This is a genomic window from Botryobacter ruber (assembly GCF_003347595.2).
Lineage (GTDB): Bacteria > Bacteroidota > Bacteroidia > Cytophagales > Hymenobacteraceae > Pontibacter > Pontibacter ruber_A.
This window is the reverse complement of sequence record NZ_QCZK02000008.1, coordinates 1-18089: the sequence shown is the minus strand read 5'-3', so window position 1 is coordinate 18089 and position 18089 is coordinate 1. Positions and strand designations below refer to the sequence as shown.

General features: G+C 49.3%; 15 protein-coding genes. All 15 read left to right on the top strand.

Annotation, left to right across the window (positions count from 1 at the left end; translation table 11 throughout):
* Window positions 1-25: 25 nt before the first annotated feature.
* The 15 genes from DCW36_RS01305 (at window position 26) to DCW36_RS01235 (ending at window position 17613) form a co-directional block, all read left to right on the top strand.
* Window positions 26-460 carry a c-type cytochrome gene (locus DCW36_RS01305; RefSeq protein ID WP_114783508.1) on the top strand — a complete coding sequence of 145 codons (435 nt, stop codon included), beginning with the start codon at window positions 26-28 and terminating at the stop codon, window positions 458-460.
* Window positions 461-465: 5 nt separating this feature from the next.
* Window positions 466-1239, top strand: coding sequence for a 3-keto-disaccharide hydrolase (locus DCW36_RS01300; protein WP_114783506.1), 774 nt, complete (start codon window positions 466-468; stop codon window positions 1237-1239).
* A gap of 13 nt (window positions 1240-1252) precedes the next feature.
* A complete protein-coding gene (locus tag DCW36_RS01295; protein WP_114783504.1) occupies window positions 1253-2539 on the top strand; it encodes a nucleoside permease in 1287 nt (428 codons plus the stop codon).
* Between the two features lie 18 nt (window positions 2540-2557).
* The gene (locus DCW36_RS01290; protein ID WP_114783502.1) at window positions 2558-3445 is read left to right on the top strand and encodes a hydroxypyruvate isomerase family protein; all 888 of its coding nucleotides are present in this window, start codon (window positions 2558-2560) and stop codon (window positions 3443-3445) included.
* Between the two features lie 332 nt (window positions 3446-3777).
* Entirely contained in the window at window positions 3778-4647 is an 870-nt protein-coding gene (locus tag DCW36_RS01285; RefSeq protein ID WP_114783500.1) for a sugar phosphate isomerase/epimerase family protein, read from the top strand.
* Between the two features lie 523 nt (window positions 4648-5170).
* The gene (locus DCW36_RS01280) at window positions 5171-5413 is read left to right on the top strand and encodes a PLD nuclease N-terminal domain-containing protein (protein ID WP_114783498.1); all 243 of its coding nucleotides are present in this window, start codon (window positions 5171-5173) and stop codon (window positions 5411-5413) included.
* 24 nt (window positions 5414-5437) lie between these two features.
* The gene (locus tag DCW36_RS01275) at window positions 5438-6076 is read left to right on the top strand and encodes an OB-fold-containig protein (protein WP_114783496.1); all 639 of its coding nucleotides are present in this window, start codon (window positions 5438-5440) and stop codon (window positions 6074-6076) included.
* 2 nt (window positions 6077-6078) lie between these two features.
* Window positions 6079-8211 carry a flotillin family protein gene (locus DCW36_RS01270; protein WP_114783494.1) on the top strand — a complete coding sequence of 711 codons (2133 nt, stop codon included), beginning with the start codon at window positions 6079-6081 and terminating at the stop codon, window positions 8209-8211.
* A gap of 817 nt (window positions 8212-9028) precedes the next feature.
* Window positions 9029-14011: a DNA repair ATPase gene (locus tag DCW36_RS01265; RefSeq protein WP_114783491.1), complete on the top strand. Its 4983-nt coding sequence runs from the start codon at window positions 9029-9031 to the stop codon at window positions 14009-14011.
* A 50-nt stretch (window positions 14012-14061) separates the two neighbouring features.
* Complete coding sequence (locus DCW36_RS01260; RefSeq protein ID WP_125185485.1) at window positions 14062-14892, top strand: hypothetical protein; 831 nt, start codon at window positions 14062-14064, stop codon at window positions 14890-14892.
* A gap of 8 nt (window positions 14893-14900) precedes the next feature.
* Window positions 14901-15377, top strand: coding sequence for a Panacea domain-containing protein (locus DCW36_RS01255; protein ID WP_205702852.1), 477 nt, complete (start codon window positions 14901-14903; stop codon window positions 15375-15377).
* Window positions 15378-15534: 157 nt separating this feature from the next.
* On the top strand, window positions 15535-16320 hold the full coding sequence (locus tag DCW36_RS01250; protein WP_114783485.1) for a hypothetical protein: 786 nt from the start codon (window positions 15535-15537) through the stop codon (window positions 16318-16320).
* 303 nt (window positions 16321-16623) lie between these two features.
* Window positions 16624-16851 carry an AbrB/MazE/SpoVT family DNA-binding domain-containing protein gene (locus tag DCW36_RS01245; RefSeq protein ID WP_114783483.1) on the top strand — a complete coding sequence of 76 codons (228 nt, stop codon included), beginning with the start codon at window positions 16624-16626 and terminating at the stop codon, window positions 16849-16851.
* Window positions 16852-16961: 110 nt separating this feature from the next.
* Window positions 16962-17336, top strand: coding sequence for a type II toxin-antitoxin system RelE/ParE family toxin (locus DCW36_RS01240; RefSeq protein ID WP_114783481.1), 375 nt, complete (start codon window positions 16962-16964; stop codon window positions 17334-17336).
* Window positions 17308-17613 (top strand): helix-turn-helix domain-containing protein, encoded by a 306-nt coding sequence (locus DCW36_RS01235; RefSeq protein ID WP_114783479.1) that lies wholly within the window; start codon window positions 17308-17310, stop codon window positions 17611-17613. Before DCW36_RS01240 ends, DCW36_RS01235 begins: the two co-directional genes overlap by 29 nt.
* Window positions 17614-18089: the final 476 nt, after the last annotated feature.

The following is an 18089-nucleotide window of genomic DNA, read 5'->3' as shown; positions in this document are numbered from 1 at the left end:
TCATAAAGACATCAAAGTAAATAAAATGAAAAAAAATTTATTATTGTTAAGCTGCCTTGCCCTGTTAGCAGCCTGCGGCGGGAACGGTGGCTCGGAATACGATAAATACTACAGCGGCGACAAAGACACTACCGAAACTGCTACGGCAACTACACCGCCCGCACAGGCAGAACCAGCGACCAGCGAAGCCGTTGCCGGTAACTACGAAAAAGGAATTAAACTCATCTCGTCCTCCGACTGCCTCGCCTGCCACCAGGAAAAACAGAAAGTTGTTGGGCCGGCTTATGTGGATGTGGCACAGAAGTATGATTTAAACGATAAGAACGTGGACTACCTGGCCGAAAAAATTATCAAAGGTGGCAGCGGCGTCTGGGGGCAGGTTCCCATGTCACCGCACCCGGATATAAAAGAAGCAGATGCCAAAGAAATGGCCCGTTATATTTTATCTCTCAGGAAGTAGCGCCCATGCAGCAGAATTTTATAGCCGTAATGGCACTTGCAGCACTCGTGGAGTGCGGAACACCACAGTCTGAAAATACCAACACCGGAACCACCGGAAGCGAGGCTACCGCGGCTGCGGTAGAGGCGCAGGAAGGGGAGTGGCTATCGCTCTTCGATGGCAAAACCACCAACGGCTGGCACAGCTACGGCAAAACAGCAACCGGAAAAGCCTGGAAAGCAGAGGATGGAACCCTGCACCTCGACGCTTCCAGCAAAAAAGACTGGCAGACCAGCGAAGGCGGCGATATCCTGACCGATCAGACGTTTGAGGATTTTCACCTGAAACTGGAGTGGAAGATAGCCAGCAACGGCAACAGCGGCATTGTGTTTTATGTGCAGGACGACCCCGGAAAGTATCAACGTACCTGGAATACCGGCCTGGAGATGCAGGTGCTGGACAACAACGGGCACCCCGATGCCAAAATTCAAAAGCACCGCGCCGGCGACCTCTACGACCTGATTGCCAGCAGCCCGGAAACCGTGAAGCCCGCAGGCGAGTGGAACCAGGTGGAAATTATCAGCGACAACGGCAATCTGGAGTTTTACCAGAACGGGGAAAAAGTAGTGTCGACGACCCTCTGGGACGATAACTGGAAAAAACTGGTGGCGGGCAGCAAGTTTGCCGGCATGACTGGCTGGGGTACCTTTAAATCCGGAAAAATCGCGTTGCAGGACCACGGCGATAATGTCTGGTACCGGAACATCAGGATAAAAAGATTGAACGAGCCCCGCACTTAACCTCAACCACAGCATGACATCTGCAACCCGCATCAAATTATCGGCCATGATGTTCCTGGAGTTTTTTATCTGGGGCGCCTGGTTTGTAACGTTAGGTACTTTCCTGGGCAATAACCTGAAAGCAACCGAACTCGAAACAGCAAGCGTCTTCTCCACGCAATCGTTTGGGGCCATCATTGCGCCCTTTATCATTGGGCTGATTGCAGATAAATACTTCAACGCCGAAAGAATACTGGGCCTGTTGCACCTGGCAGGAGCCATCCTGATGTACCAGATGTACAACGCTGCTGCTATCGGGGATTTCTATCCGTATGTGTTAGCCTATATGATTGCCTACATGCCAACCCTGGCGTTGGTAAACTCTGTTTCGTTCCGGCAAATGAAGAACCCGGAAAAAGAGTTCTCGGTGATCCGGGTGTGGGGCACCATCGGCTGGATTGCGGCGGGCTTATCGATCAGCTACATTTTTCACTGGGATTCTGCTGCAGGCATAGGGGAAGGTTTGCTACGGAATACGTTCATGATGGCGGGTGTCGCTTCACTTGTCCTGGGTATTTTCAGTTTCCTGCTCCCGAAAACACCTCCTGTTTTACAGCAGGAAAAAAGCAGCTCCATTTCGGAAATTCTAGGCTTGGATGCGATTAAGCTTTTAAAGAATAAGAACTTCCTGGTCTTTTTCCTGTCCTCTATCCTTATCTGTATTCCGCTGGCTTTCTACTACCAGAATGCCAACCCGTTCCTGACGAGCATCGGCCTGGGTAACCCGACTGGTAAGATGACGATCGGGCAGATTTCGGAAGTATTGTTCCTGTTGCTGCTGCCTGTGTTCTTTTCGCGGTTTGGCTTTAAGATAACCATACTGGTAGGTATGGCTGCCTGGGCCTTGCGATACGTGCTCTTTGCGTATGGCAATGCCGATGAGCTTGCCTTTATGCTGCTCATTGGTATAGCGCTGCATGGCATTTGTTATGATTTTTTCTTTGTGTCCGGCCAGATTTATACCGATGCAAGAGCCGGTGAAAAGTACAAAAGCTCGGCACAGGGGCTTGTTACTTTGGCAACGTATGGTGTGGGTATGCTGATCGGTTTCTGGGTGGCAGGCTTTATTAGTGAGTACTACAGGGGAGCAGAAACGGAGAACTTCTGGCAAAGCGTGTGGTTGGTGCCTGCGGGAATTGCGGCTGTGGTTGCCCTGCTGTTCATCATTTTCTTCCGTGATGAGAAAGAACTGGCTGATGCTGCTTCCAAAAAACCATATAGTGCAGACACTGAAAGACAGGAACTGACAAGTTTACCTTAATTAAGCTATTTATCATTTATGTCATTTAATTCTAAACGCCGGCAGTCTGTCAAGGGGATTCTTGCAGGGGCTGCCGCACTAACTGCTACAGGAATGCTGCCATTTGCCGCCGCTGCCAGGGAACCGGAAGCAATTTATAAGCTCAAAGGAAACATCAACCACTCCGTCTGCCGCTGGTGCTTTAAAGATTTGTCGCTGGATGAACTAAGTGTGGCCGCGAAAAGCATGGGCATCACCGGCATCGACCTGGTGGGGCCAAAAGAATGGCCGGTGCTGAAGAAGCACGGACTGGAATCCACGATGTGCAACGGTGCCGAAATAAGCCTGGTCGATGGCTGGAACACCAAAAAAAACCACGCCACGCTCATCAAAAATTACACCGACATGATTCCGCTGGTAGCCAAAGCCGGTTACAAAAACCTGATCTGCTTCAGCGGCAACCGCAGGGGCATGGACGATGAAACCGGCCTGAAAAACTGCACCGAAGGGCTGCAGCAGATCCTGTCGCTGGCCGAAAAGCACAAGGTGACGATTGTGATGGAGCTGCTCAACAGCAAAGTAGACCACAAAGACTACCAGTGCGACAAAACCGCCTGGGGCGTGGAACTGGCCAAACGGCTGGGGTCGGAGAACTTCAAGCTGCTCTACGACATCTACCACATGCAGATAGACGAAGGCGACGTAATCCGGACCATCAAAGACAACCACGCTTACATCGGCCACTACCACACCGCCGGCGTACCGGGCCGCCATGAGATAGACGATAGCCAGGAACTGAACTACCCAGCCATCATGCGTGCCATCAAAGACACCGGTTTTACAGGTTATGTAGCGCAGGAGTTTATGCCGGCGCAACCTGACAAACTGGCCTCGCTGCGAAAAGCCGTCCAGATTTGCGATGTGTGACCGTTGATGGTAGTGATGGAATGGTGTTTGTGATTTTATGTTTGTCTTTTTGTCTGAATCAGGATTTACGGGATTTTTGGATTTTCAGGATTAGGGTTGTCTGAACAAGATTAAGAAGATTTAAGGAATAGCAGGATTGGGTTTGTTTGTGGTTCGTGCAGGATCGTGGCTCGTGCAGGAGACGCGGTCACCACGTCTCTACAGCTAAACGCACGTCTGTTACAGGGTTGAAGATTTTCAACCCCTACAAAAATTCCAAAATTTCTACCTCTCTACCTCCTAAACTCTCTAACTCCCAAACTTTCTAACTTTTAAACTTTCTAACTTCTAACATGTCTTCCCGAAGAGCTTTTTTACAACAAGCCGGGCTCCTGACTGCCGGAGCCTTGGTTGCTCCAGCGGCCTTGCTGGCTAAACCGAACCAGAAAATAGGGATACAGCTTTACACCTTGCGCGACCAGATAAGCAAAGATGTGAAAAGCGTAATTGCCAAAGTAGCCAAAGCAGGTTACTCCGAAGTGGAGACCTATGGCTATTCCCGCGAAAGCAAGTTCTGGGGCTTGGAACCCAAAGCGTTTAAACAACTGCTGCAAAGCCATAAACTTACCGCCCCCAGCGGCCACTTTGGCTTTGACCAGTACATAGCAGCCGGTAAAGAAGACGACCTGAAATCGTACATCGAAGCAGCAAACGTAGTGGGTATGCACTACATCATAGTGCCGCACCTGGGCGAGTCGCTGCGCCGGAGTGCTTCCGATTACAAGCGCGTAGCAGACAAAATATCGAAGGCGGGAGAAGCCTGTAAAAAAGCCGGGCTGCAGCTGGCCTACCACAACCACGCCTTCGAGTTCGACAAGTTCGGCAATACCACGGGCTTTGATATCCTGCTGAAAGAAACGGACCCGGAGCTGGTGAAGTTTGAGCTGGATCTGTATTGGGTAGTGCGGGCAGGACTTGAGCCGGTGGAGCTGTTCAAAGCAAACCCCGGGCGTTTTGAGCTGTGGCACGTGAAGGACATGGACAAAACCAATCCGAAACTGAACACCGAAGTAGGTAGCGGCTCCATCAATTTCCGGAAGATATTCGAAAACACTAAATTATCCGGTGTAAAACATATTTTAGTGGAGCAGGAAAATTTTGCCATCGACCCTTTCCGGAGCATCGGGCAGAGCTATGCCTATGTAAAGAAAAACCTGTTGTAGTATTTTCGGGAGAAGCAACCCGGCTTCTGTCGTTCAAAAACTGTTTGCTGCTGCAGTCACCATAGCCACTGCAGCAGCTTCGGGTTCCGGCGTATCGGTTACGTTACATTTGTTCTGCAGCACCAGCCACCACTCCCGCTGCTGCTTAAAATCCCCCCTACTACACCGTTAACACAAGGTATCTTCTTCAGAAGGAGCCGGATCTGCGAACCCGGTAGCAGCTGCTGTTCTTCGTGCAGCACGGCATAATAAAAAAATAGTGCAATTGCGCTGAATGTGTTTGATTTTTTTAGTATTATTATAGCACCAAACAAAGTAAGGTGTCCGCAGCTAATTCTGAATATTTTACAATTAGGAGCAACAGCAGTGATCTGTCGCGGCTGTTGCCTGGCAACCCGTGTGCTGTAGGTTCCGGAACTGCTGCAGGGCATTTCCGGGCCGGCTTGCAGTAGGCTGATAGGGAGAATACCTGGTTTTTTAACTTAAACCATACCAACAACCGGAACTTAACAACTAAAATGCAATGGAAACAAACAATTTACTTTTTGTCGGAGGACTTGGCATACCGGAACTGATCCTGTTGGTCTTTTTCGGGGTCGTTCCCTTCCTGCTGTTACTCTGGGCGCTGATTGATGTGCTGCGGAGCACTTTCAAAAACAGCACCGAAAAACTGGTCTGGGCAGTGGTCATCATTTTTGTGCCTGTACTGGGGCCTTTACTGTACCTGCTCATTGGGCGTTCCCAGAAAGTAAGGCATCCGTTATAAGCTGACCTTGTAAAAACTACTGCTATGACAGAACTTATACAGGCTGCTTTTTCGGCTGTAGGCATCCTTCCTACGGCCCTGCTGTTTTTTGTGACGCTCTACTGGGTGGCCGTCATCTCCGGATTGCTGGACCTGGACTTCCTCGACATTGAAATAGAAGCCGATCTAAACCTGGAAACGGAGGCCGACGGCGCATCGTCTGTGGCCTGGCTGAACAATGCGCTGGGATTCTTTAACCTGGGCAAAGTCCCGCTGATGGTGTTCCTGACCTTCCTGGCGCTGCCTTTCTGGATTATTACCTTGCTGGCCATCCACTACCTGCAGCTTGAGTCGGTGGTGGCGGGATGGGCGATGCTTGTTCCGGCTTTTGTAGCGGCGCTGTTTATCTCTAAAGTGTTCACTACTCCCTTTGTAAAACTGTTTGCCGCGCTGGAAAAAGAGCATGCGTCCAAGGAAACGATAATCGGGCAGGTGTGCACGGTGGTGCTGCCGGCTTCCGATGCTGAGTTGGGGCAGGCGGCCGTAAAAACAGCCGGTGCACCCCTGCTGCTCAACGTCAGGGCCACGACCGGTCAAAGCCTGCTCAAAGGCCAGTCGGCCCTTGTTATTGATTATAATGCTGAAAATAAAATTTATCTGATAGAACCTTACGAAACAATTTAACCATGTTAGGAGCGCTTAGTTTAGCTACTGTTCTGATAGGAGCAGTAGCCGTATTTGGCATCATTGCCTTTGTAATTAAAATGTACCAGAAAGCCATACAGGGCGAGGCACTGGTGCGGACGGGTTTGGGCGATACCAAAGTATCGTTCTCCGGGATGTTCGTGGTGCCGGTTATCCACAAGCTGGAAGTAATGGACATCACCCTCAAAACCATCGTGATTGCCCGTACCGGCTCTGAGGGCCTGATCTGTAAAGACAACCTGCGTGCCGACATCAAGGTGAACTTTTTCCTGCGTGTAAACAAAACGCCGGAAGACGTGGTGCAGGTAGCGCAGTCGATAGGCTGTAAACGCGCATCGGACCATGCTGCGCTGGAAGGCCTGTTCGATGCCAAGTTCTCTGAAGCGCTGAAGACGGTGGGTAAGCATTTCGATTTCGTGGAGCTGTACCAGGCACGGGAAGAGTTTAAGCGCCAGATCCTGCAGACCATCGGCACCGACCTGAACGGCTACATCCTCGACGACTGCGCCATCGACTACCTGGAGCAGACACCGCTGACCAACCTGAACGAAAACAACATCCTCGACGCCGAAGGTATCAAGAAGATCATCGACCTGACGGCCAAGCAAAAAGTGCAGGCCAACCTGATTGAGCGCGAGAAGGAAAAGACCATCAAAAAGCAGAACGTAGAGGCCCAGGAAACCATCCTGGAGCTGGAAAAGCAGCTGGCTGAAAACGAAGAAAAGCAGCGTCGTGAAATTGCCAACATCAAAGCCCGCGAAAATGCCGAGATGGAGAAAGTGCGCCAGGAAGAGCGCCTGAAAGCCGAAAAAGCCCGCATCCAGACCGACGAAGAAGTAAAGATAGCCGAGCAGAACCGCGACCGCCAGGTACTGGTAGCTGAGCGCAGCAAAGAGCGCACCGATGCCGTGGAAACCGAGCGCGTACAGCAGGCCCGTGCGCTGGAGGCAAATGAGCGGGAGCGCATTGTGGCGCTGGCGCAGATCGAGAAAGAAAAAGCCATCGAAGAAGAGCGCAAGAACATCCAGAGCATCATCCGGGAGCGTGTAACCGTGGAGAAAGCGGTGGTAGAAGAGCAGGAGAAAATCAAAGATACCGTAGCTTTTGCGGAGGCAGATCGTGTGAAATCAGTTGCCATCAAAAATGCCGAGAAAGAAGCAGAAGAGGCTTTGGTGAAAGAGATAAAGAGCGCCGAAGCCGCCCGCCAGGCCGCCGAGTTCCGGGCCAAGCAACTGCTCATCGATGCCGAAGCAGAACAAGCCTCCGCTACGAACCGTGCCCAGGCCATCAAACTCATGGCCGAAGCCGAAGCAAAACAAGCCGCAGCGCTTGGTTTATCTGAAGCACAGGTAATGGAAGCCAAAGCACACGCCCGTCAGCTGGAAGGCGAAGCAGAGGCTATGGTGATAGCTGCAAAAGCCAAAGCGCAGGCCGAAGCCGACGAAAAAGTAGGCCTGGTAGCTGCCAAAGTAGCGAAAGAAAGAGGTATTGCCGATGCGAGCGTAGTAGAAAACCTGGCCGCCGCCGAAGAAAAACGCGGTCTGGCCGAAGCACGCGTAGCCGGCGAGAAATTCACCGTAGACGCCAAAGGCATCGAAGAAAAAGCCGAAGCCATGCGCAAACTCGACGGGGTGGGCAAAGAGCACGAAGAATTCAAGCTGCGCCTGGAGAAAGACAAGTCCATCGAACTGGCCCAAATCAACATTCAGAAAGACATCGCCGCCTCGCAGGCCGAGGTGATCGCCGAAGCCCTGAAAGCCGCGAAAATTGACATCGTAGGTGGCGAAACCATGTTCTTCGACCAGATTGTAGGCTCCATCACTAAAGGCAAGCAGGTAGACAGATTGGTAAGCAACAGCAACGTGCTGGAGTCGGTAAAAGACACTTTCTTCAAAGCCGACAGCCACGGCCACGTAGATTTCAAAGCCAACCTGCAGCGCTTCGTAAACCAGTTCGGCATGGACACCGAAGACGTCCGCAACCTGAGCGTATCCGCGCTATTGTTGAAGATGATGCAGCACGCGGATGAGCACACGCTGAGCACGCTGAAGCAGCTGACGACTACTGCGACGGCCATGGGGATTGCAGATAAGCCTTATATTTCTTTGAATTAGCAACGCCGCCTGCTCCAAAGACCTCGCAGCGTCTTCAAGACCTGCGAGCGTCTCGTGGCAGAAAAGCTGCTGGCCCAGACACTCGCAGGAGCTGCGCACACTGCGAGGTCTTTCGGCGAAGCTATTTTGTCTGAATCAGGATTTTCAGAATTTTAGAATTTTCAGGATTCGGGTCGAGATGCATAAGCTATAAGCTACATCAGCTACTTCGGATTTACCAATCCGAAGTACAACTGTTGCGGGTCTCCAGACCCGTGTAAACCAGCCATTGAGCTACGCGGATTAAGAAATCCGCTACAGTTAACATTCGGATCGATAAATCCGAATAAGCGAGGATGAGCAAGGGGAAAGCCAATACTTTTTCTCTTTTGTCATTCTGAAAGAATCTTGTGGGCGAGACCCACAAAAGCTGGCTAAAAGAAATAACATCATGCTGTAGTATGAAGGCAGAAGTCAGGTGTAGTTTCATTGTAGCCATCCTTTCTGCAGTTTGCCCACAAGATTCTTCCAGAATGACAAGAGGGGGATGGATTTTTTGCAAAGAAAGGGATGAGGCAGCTGCCTTTTGCCCCCGACCATTAGTACAACTTAAGCTATGAAAACCGTCTGAACCAGGATTTACAGTGATTTAACTGATTAACAGGATTAATTTGTCTGAAGCAGGATTTACAAAATTTTAGAATTAACAGAATTGGAGAATGGGTGTAGGAAATTCTGAAAATCCTATTATCCTGAAAATCCTGCTTCAGACAAGAATCTGATTAATCCCCTAATCTGATGAATCCAAATTCAGACAAAATTAACTGAAACCATCCCCATGGAAGATAACAATACCACAGCACCAGCCACCACAGCCACTGTACAACTCGAAGGCGGCACGTACGAAATACTCCGCAACCGCCTGCAGAAGAGTGGTGGGGAACTGCGCGCGCAGCTCGACCAGCTGAACCGGGAGCGGAAGAAAGTGTTTGGCGCTATCGAGACGAAGCTGCTGGCAACGGAGCGGATTACGACGGAAAACAACTGCGTGCCCTGGGACATGGTGGCGGTTGGGCCGTACCTGCTGTTCGGGTACAACGTGCACATCGGGCTGAAGTCGGAGGTGGGGCTGGGGGATGTGTTTGGCGTGTATACTTATGCCGGGCACAGCTTCCATGAGCAGCCGCTGGAGCTGATTAACAACAAGACCTTCGAAGACGATTTCCACAAGCTCTACAAGTACTACAAGAACACGCAGTTTGTCAAGTTCGCGCTGCTGGGCACGCACCTGTTCATGTTGTTCCGGATTGGCAAAAGCGCCTCCGATATCAAGACCTTTAAGTGGGCGGTGCAGGGCGATAAGCTGGTGTACGTCGACAACCGTTCCGACCACGAATACGTGTTCCCGAACCAGCACGACTTTACCTGGAAACGCACCGTCCGGGATGCGCAGCGCAAGGGCAGGCACCCGCACATTTCCATCGAGGACAAGGTGTTTGTGGAAACCGTGGGCGGCGACCTCACCATCAAAGTAGAAGACAACACTGACTCCGGGCATGGTATTTACGCCGAAGAGGTGGAGGACAAGGACCAGAGCCTTGATGATGCGGAGTTTTACTACGCGGTTATCGGGAATATCATCCTGCTGAAGATAAAGCCTTACCGCGAGAACAAGTACCGCTACTTTGTTTTCAACCACAAGCTGAAAGAGGCGCGGCGCATCGATGCGCTGGAGCAGAGTTGTGTGCTGCTGCCCGACAACCAGGGCATCATTTACCCTTATGGCTATTACCTGCAGACGGGCGAGTACAAGGAGTTCGACAACAACCTAACGGACATGCTTTTCGAGAAGCGCATCGTGTCGCCGAACGGTGAGGATTTCCTGTACGTGTTCTACAACCGGGAGCACGGCACCTACCTGCTACTGTCGTACAACCTCATCAACCTGAAAATCGAGACGCCGATAATCTGCCACGGCTATGCGGTGTTTGAGAACGGGGAGCTGAGCTACTTCCGTGCCGACGAGGAGCCGCAGCGGCACCACGCCATTCAAATCTGGCAGACGCCCTACATCGGGCCGAACTTCAGCATTCCGGTAACGCACGACTCGTACCTGTATAAAATCGGCAACAAGGACATCGTGCGGGCCATGGCCGAGTGTACCGAGCTGCTCACGCTGCTGCAGAAAGGCGACACCTACGCCAACCTGTACCTCGACCTGATAAAGCTCACCACCGACATCCTCGACTCCTACCACTGGCTCACGCGCGAAGAAACCTACAACCTGGCGGAGCCGCTGGGGGCCATCCGGCAGACGGCGACGGCAGCGGTGGACGAGTACGAGAAGGTAGTCAGCATCCGGAAGAGCACGCAGGCGCAGCTGGACAAGGTGCTGGGGCATGCCGATGAACTCATTAGCAAGCTGAAGCTACAGAAGGCGGGGCACATCAACGATTATGTGAAGCACCTGGCGGAGCTGCGCACGGTGCGGGGCGAGGTGGTGTCGTTGCGCGATTTGCGGTACGCCGACCTCATGAAGATAGAGGCCTACGAGGCGCAGCTGCTGGACTTTGCCCAGAACACGGCCAACGCCACCGTTACCTTCCTGCTCAAGCCCGATGCCCTGCAGCCCTACGAGCAGCGGGTGCTGGAAATAAATACGGCCATCGAAGGAGTGGCCAAGGTAGTGGAGGCGGATGCAGTCGATAAGGAAATTGCCGGCATTGCGGCGGAGCTGGAGATGCTGATAGACATTGTGAGCAACCTCAAGATTGAAGACGCCACCCAGACCACCAGCATTATCGACACCATCTCGGGCATCTACAGCACCTTTAACCAGGCCAAAGCTACGCTCAAGCGCCGCCGCCGGGAGCTGCTGAGCCGCGAAGGAAAAGCCGAATTCAACTCGCAGGTGAAGCTGATAGGGCAGAGTGTTATCAGTTACCTGGATGTGTGTGACACGCCGCAGAAATGCGAGGAGTACCTGGCCAAGCTGATGGTGCAGCTCGAGGAACTGGAAGGCAAATTTGCCGATTTTGATGAGTATGTAGAGCAGCTCACGGTAAAGCGCGAGGAAATTTACAGCGCCTTCGAAACCAAAAAGGTGGCCCTGCAGGAGGCGCGCAACAAGCGGGCGAACACGCTGCAGCAGGCCGCAGACCGCATCCTGAAAGCCGTGCAGAGCCGCATCAGCAAGCTGGGCAGCGTAACCGAAATAAACGGCTATTTTGCTTCCGACCTCATGCTGGAGAAGGTGCGCAATACCGTGGAGGAACTCCTGCAGATGGGCGACACCGTGAAAGCCGACACCATCCAGAGCCGCCTAAAAACGGTGCGAGAAGATGCCATCCGGCAGCTCAAGGACAAGCAGGAGCTGTTCGTGGCAGGCGCCAACGTGCTGAAGTTCGGCAACCACCACTTCACCGTGAATACCCAGCCTTTCGAGCTGAGCGTGGTGCACCGCGACGGCGCCATGTTCTTCCACCTCACCGGCACCGACTTCTTCGAGAAGATAACCGACGAAGCTTTTATCAGCTACAAACCGGTATGGGAGCAGACGCTCGTATCGGAAAACAACGCCGTATACCGGGCTGAGTACCTGGCCTACCAGGTGCTGGAGGCAGCGCAGGACAAAACGCTAACCGGTTCCGCCCGCGAAGGCATCACTTACCTGACCGTAGACGAGCTGTACAAGCTCACGGCGGCGGAGCTGCAGGACTACGTAGCCCGCTTTATGGCCACCCGCTTCAACGAAGGCTACACCAAAGGCGTGCACGACCACGATGCGGCCCTGCTGCTGGGCGCCCTCGTGCGCCTGACCAAAACCGCCGATTTGCTGCGCTACTCTTCCGAAGCGCGTGCCGGTGCGCAGCTGTACTGGAACGTGTTCGCACCCGAAAAGCAAAAGCAGACGCTCCACCACCAGCTCAAAGGCATTGGCGCCATTCTGGAGGTCTTCCCCGACACGCACCAGTTCGACAACGTGCTGCACGAACTGCAGCAGGAGCTGCAGGCTTTCCAGCAAAACACGAAACTATTCCTGGCAGCCAGCGCCAAAGAAGCAGGCGAGTACCTGTTCCGGGAGCTCACCCGCGGCGACAGCTTTGTAGTAGACAAGCTGGCCGCCACGCTGTACGATAACTTCCGGGAGTACCTGCAGGAGCAGAAGGCGCTGCCTACCTATGAGGCCTCTGTAAAAGCACTGGCAGGCAAACCTGTGCCGCAGTTCGAGCTGGTACAGCACTGGCTGAAGGCCTATGTACTGCAGGAGAACCAGCCGGAGCTGCTGGCCTATGTGCCGGAGGCGGCGGTGCTGCTCCTGCGCAACGGCTACAACAGCGAACAGGTGGTGCACATCCTCATGCAGGAAACCATCACGCAGCTGCACGGCGTGCACCCGGTAGTAAAGGAGCAGACCTACCCCTTGCAGTACCACCGGTTCCTGGGCAAGCTGCGCACCTATGCCGCTACCACGGCCACGCAATACCAGGCGTTTACGGAGCTGAAGAAACAGCTCACCGCTACTTACGAAGAAGCCATGCGCCTGCAGGAGTTCAAGCCGCGGGTGCTGTCGTCGTTTGTGCGCAACAAGCTCATCGACCAGGTGTACCTCCCGCTCATCGGCGCCAACCTGGCTAAACAAATGGGGACAGCCGGCGAAACCAAGCGCACCGACCTGATGGGCATGCTGCTCCTGCTCTCGCCTCCGGGCTACGGCAAAACCACGCTCATGGAGTACATCGCCAACCGCCTCGGCATCATCTTCATGAAGATAAACGGACCCGCCATCGGGCACCAGGTAACGGCCATCGACCCGGCAGAAGCCCCCAACGCTGCTGCCCGCGAAGAGCTGAACAAGCTCAACCTGGCTTTCGAGATGGGCGACAACGTGATGATTTACCTCGACGACATCCAGCACTGCAACCCGGAGTTCCTGCAGAAGTTTATCTCGCTCTGCGACGCCCAGCGCAAAATAGAAGGCGTGTACAAAGGCAAAAGCAAAACCTACGACTTCCGGGGCAAGAAAGTATGCGTGGTGATGGCGGGTAACCCCTACACCGAAACTGGCGAGAAATTCCGCATCCCGGACATGCTCGCCAACCGCGCCGACATCTACAACCTTGGCGACATCATCGGCGACACCGAAGCGGTATTTAAGCTCAGCTACCTCGAAAACGCCCTCACCTCCAACGCCGTGCTGGCGAAGCTGGCAGGGCGCAGTCAGCAGGACGTGTACACGCTCCTCCAGCTGGCGCAAACCGGCAGCAGCGAAGGCCTGAGCTACGAAGCCAACCACTCCGCCGCCGAACTGAACGAGTACGTGCAGGTGCTCCGAAAGCTGCTGCGCATCCAGGACGTCATCCTGAAGGTGAACCTGGAGTACATCCGCTCCGCAGCCCAGGCCGACGAGTACCGCACCGAGCCGCCATTCAAGCTGCAGGGCTCGTACCGCAACATGAACAAGCTGGCCGAAAAGGTAATGCCTATCATGAACGACCAGGAGCTGCAAACGCTCCTCCTCTCGCACTACGAGTCGGAGTCGCAGACGCTCACAACCGGTGCCGAAGCCAACATGCTCAAGTTCAAAGAGCTGCTGGGCCTGCAAACCGAAGCCGAACAACAGCGCTGGCAAGACATCAAAACTACCTTCGTCCGCAACCTGAAACTAAAAAGCTTCGGCGACGGAAATCAGACCGGGCAGGTGCTGGCGCAGATGGAGAATATTGCTGGAGGGCTTGAGGGGATTCAGGAGGTTTTGAGGGGGTTTGGAAAGGGAAGTAATGAGGAAGAGGGGGTAAGAATTAAAAATATTGATAAATAATTTATTTATTGTGCAATACAAATTAATTTAATGATAGCACGTAGAATGTAATGCGAAAGTCACTTCATACTTTTATTGACTTGTTATTTGATAAGTCTCTGTACGTTTCAGGAATTGCCGTTTTGCTGCTATCGGTAATAGATATTTCTAATGTTAATGAATGGACAGTATCAGTCTTCGGCATTTCACAATTCAAGATTGGTAAGTTATTCTATTATCTAATAGTTCTTATAGCGTTCATATTTGGAATAGTTTCTGTTGCACATGCCAAGAACGTTTCTGATTTAGAAAATGATAAAAAGGAAAAAGGAGAAAAAATAAGAGACTTGGAATCAACTTTATCAGAAATTGTCCAAGAAACAAATGAGCTGTTTAATTCATATATCAAACTCTTAGTAAAGAACTTGGATTTTACTCACTCTGAAAGGATTAGTGTTTACAAAGTTTATCAAAATAGTTTTGTTTTGATTGGGCGGTCTTCAATTAATCCCAATTTGATGGAGAAAGGACGACCAAAATACCCGCTAAAACAGGGGTTTATTGGGAAAGGTTGGGCAGAAGGGGAATATTTTGTTGATGACTTACCAGATCCATTAAATCGGAGTGGAGATACTTATTTTAAAAAAGTTAACGAAATAAGTCCTATTGAAAGAGAGGTTGTTGATAATTTGAATATGAAGTCCAGAACATATTTCGTTTATCGAGTTAATGGCTTTGATAACAATCCTAAGGCAGTGTTAGTATTTGAAAGCGAAAAAGAAAAAGCATTTGCTAAAGAGAATATTATAGAAAGTTTAGCAGGTGTGAAACAACCTTTAATTATGTTTATAGAGAAAAATAATGGTGTTAAAGCATTAGAAAACAAAGATCTTGATTTATGAACACACTCATGGAACTTGTAAAGTATGTTCTACTTACATACCCAAAGCTTGAGGAGTTGTCAAAGCCACGGCTTGTTAAATTAATATATTTAATAGATTGGAAATATGCTATCGATAATGGAGAACAAGCAACAAACATAAAATGGATATATAATCACTATGGTCCTTATGTTGATGATGTAATTAACTTGATGAAAGATAATCCTGCCATTTTTGACATCACCAGTAAACAAAATCCTTATGGTGGTATTACAGATAAATTTAGGTTACGAGACCCTCAAAATATAGTAGTAAATCTTGATACTGAATTAAAGGAAATTTCTAACCTTATTATCGAAAAAACTTCAGATTTAAGTTGGTCAAATTTTATTTCTGTGGTTTATTCAAGCTTTCCGGTAAAATCAAATCTAAAATATTCTGTTCTAGATTTAAAACAACTTTCCATAGAATTCAGAAATTTAAAAGCAATAAAAGGAAGCCAATAATATGTAGCCTCCGAATTGCTGTCGGAGGCTCTACAAGAGCTTAAAAGAGACAGTAAGCAACAGTATAGGTAGCTTTTAAAAGTCCTGGGAATTATTTAACTTTTGGTAGATATAAAGTCTGTTGAGGTAGGTATCTCAAAATTTAATGGTTTAACTTATGGAAATTGAAGAGAAGTTTGCCTTCGGCAAGTACAAAGGTTTGAGCCTGATTGATGTATATAAAGGTACATTAAATATAGACCGACAGCTATTGAGGGACTACCTTAACTTTCTACTAAATACTGATGATGTAAGATTTAGATTTGAAAACAATTTTGATAGTCAGTGTTTCCAACTAGCTGATAAATTTGAAGTTAATGATTACGAAATTCAAGCTTTAACTTTTTATGAAACTAGGACAAATGATGAAGGAGTTCCATATGGTGAATTTGGCGAATTAGGTAATAATATAAAGCCACCGTTAGAGCAATATATTTCCATTTGTAACAGTAGAATAGGATATGAGATAGGTGGTTTTGTTTCGCTGGCTGAGTTTAGTAAAAGTTATCACACTAGATATTTGGTTGGTGCTGACCCTGGTTATCTGTTTTGGTGTATTAAGAACATTGATAACTTCTTTCTATCTGCTAATAATATAGACTTATTAGAGAAGCTAGAAATTTCTATTTTCAAAGGTATCAGAGTATTTAGAAAAAACATGGTTCTCTCCGGTGGCATCTATGAATATTGTCCTGATATGGAGATAAAGTACTTCAGTTTTCCTGAGAAAATAAAGGAGTTGAATCAGGCTAAAATTGAGGCTTCTGAGTTCCAAGGCTATGATGGAGATGATGATAGATATGATAATGGTCCAAGTTTGTACGGTTATGAGAGTTGGGATGAAATGGCATTTTATGAAGCATTTGAGGGAGACTCAGATGCCTGGGAACATTATAATCAATAACATCCGGTATGCCCAGCACAAGCATTCCCTTGCTGGTGCGAGCTTGTAGCTCGTACTTACATACTGCAGAAATTTGTAAAGCTGCTGTAGAAGTAAGAAAATAGCAAAGGTTCTTAAAAATGGAGGTACGAGCTACAAGCTCGCACCAGCTTGCGAAAACCATTACCATTCGAAGAGCAGCGGCAATTGAGGCTGGTGCAGCAAAGAAAACACACGCATCGAAGCAGCCATCTCAAAGCTTATAGCTAAACGAAAGCTGCAACGGAATCGTTATTTTGTAAAGCATTCCTTACATGCAACAACATGGACTTCGAAACGATTGGTATACAAAACGAGACGGGCGGGCAGGCGATTCATATTCCAGAGAGCCACAAAATAGAGGCTGATAAAGTCTATGTGAAAAGGCTTGGTAACGCCCTTTACCTAATCCCATTTCACACCCCCTGGCAAAACCTCTTTGAAAGCCTGGATAAGTTTACGCCCGATTATATGGAAGAGCGGCATCAACCAGAGGAGCAAAAGCGGGAGTGAGGGTTTAATAGTATCGCAATATACTTGTTTAGCTCCTGTTCTAGTTCTCAACAAACTTTTTCGACCTCCTCTCGTTTTAGAATTGTTAACTTTAAAGTTATCTTTGTGGCGTGAGAACAGAAAGGAAGATTTTATTTCACGGGCAGTATTTTGCAGACTTCTATCTGGAACAGACGGCAAGGGTACAGGAAAAGATTGAATATGTCTTTAAACTGCTTAGAACGGTCGAGCAGGTTCCAAAAAAGTTTCTCAAACATATAGAAGGCACAGATGGCTTGTTTGAGATAAGGATAGAAATGGATAGCAATATTTACCGTATTTTTTGCTGCTTCGATAAAGGAAACATTATCATACTTTTCAATGCCTTTCAAAAGAAAAGCCAGAAAACGCCAAGGCAAGAGCTTGCCTTAGCACAAAAGTTAATGAAAGAATATTTCAACCAGAAAGAGAATACAGATGAAAAAGGAAGAAATAAGAAACGCTAAGTCCTTCGATGAACTTCTGGACATCAAATACGGCAAAATAGGAGAAAAAGAACGTGACGCTTTTGAAGAAAAAGCGCAGTACTTTGTAATAAGCGAAATGCTGAAAGAAGCCCGCAAAGAAGCTAATTTAACGCAGGAACAGCTGGCGCAGAAAATAGGCACCAAAAAAAGCTACATCTCCAGAATAGAAAATGGCAAGTGCGATATTCAGCTTTCTACGCTCTTCCGGATTTTTGAAGATGGCTTGGGCAGACGTGTCAGCCTGGTTTTTGGATAGCGTTATTGAAGCAGCCATGGCAAATAATAAAAAGATAGACGAAAAAGACCTGGTTTTCATCAATCAACAATGGACGGAAGAAGAAAGGAAGTCTTTCAGCGATTTCCTGAAGCCCTATGCTGGTGCGAGCTTGTAGCTCGTACTTACATACTGCAGAAATTTGTAAAGCTGCTGAAGAAGTAAGAAAATAGCAAAGGTTCTTAAAAATGGAGGTACGAGCTACAAGCTCGCACCAGCTTGCGAAAACCATCACCATTCGAAGAGCAGCGGCAATGGAGGCTGGTGCAGCAAATAAAATACACCCGTCAAGTCAGCAATTTCAACGTTTACATCAACAAACTTACTACCCCCGCTCATTAGTGTCCAAGTATAATTAAAAGGTTTTCAATTGGTTACAAATGTTATTTTCCGGCATTTGTATTTGTGTGTTGTTAAGTAGTTGATTAAGAGGTGTTTTTTCAAAAGCAGAGATAGAG

Bases quoted from the DNA above. Each gene is read 5' to 3' on its own strand.
- DCW36_RS01305 (WP_114783508.1), top strand. From the start codon at position 26: ATGAAAAAAAATTTATTATTGTTAAGCTGCCTTGCCCTGTTAGCAGCC.
- DCW36_RS01255 (WP_205702852.1), top strand. From the start codon at position 14,901: ATGGAACTTGTAAAGTATGTTCTACTTACATACCCAAAGCTTGAGGAG.
- DCW36_RS01295 (WP_114783504.1), top strand. From the start codon at position 1,253: ATGACATCTGCAACCCGCATCAAATTATCGGCCATGATGTTCCTGGAG.
- DCW36_RS01270 (WP_114783494.1), top strand. From the start codon at position 6,079: ATGTTAGGAGCGCTTAGTTTAGCTACTGTTCTGATAGGAGCAGTAGCC.
- DCW36_RS01250 (WP_114783485.1), top strand. From the start codon at position 15,535: ATGGAAATTGAAGAGAAGTTTGCCTTCGGCAAGTACAAAGGTTTGAGC.
- DCW36_RS01245 (WP_114783483.1), top strand. From the start codon at position 16,624: ATGGACTTCGAAACGATTGGTATACAAAACGAGACGGGCGGGCAGGCG.
- DCW36_RS01260 (WP_125185485.1), top strand. From the start codon at position 14,062: ATGCGAAAGTCACTTCATACTTTTATTGACTTGTTATTTGATAAGTCT.
- DCW36_RS01300 (WP_114783506.1), top strand. From the start codon at position 466: ATGCAGCAGAATTTTATAGCCGTAATGGCACTTGCAGCACTCGTGGAG.
- DCW36_RS01275 (WP_114783496.1), top strand. From the start codon at position 5,438: ATGACAGAACTTATACAGGCTGCTTTTTCGGCTGTAGGCATCCTTCCT.
- DCW36_RS01285 (WP_114783500.1), top strand. From the start codon at position 3,778: ATGTCTTCCCGAAGAGCTTTTTTACAACAAGCCGGGCTCCTGACTGCC.
- DCW36_RS01290 (WP_114783502.1), top strand. From the start codon at position 2,558: ATGTCATTTAATTCTAAACGCCGGCAGTCTGTCAAGGGGATTCTTGCA.
- DCW36_RS01235 (WP_114783479.1), top strand. From the start codon at position 17,308: ATGAAAAAGGAAGAAATAAGAAACGCTAAGTCCTTCGATGAACTTCTG.
- DCW36_RS01280 (WP_114783498.1), top strand. From the start codon at position 5,171: ATGGAAACAAACAATTTACTTTTTGTCGGAGGACTTGGCATACCGGAA.
- DCW36_RS01265 (WP_114783491.1), top strand. From the start codon at position 9,029: ATGGAAGATAACAATACCACAGCACCAGCCACCACAGCCACTGTACAA.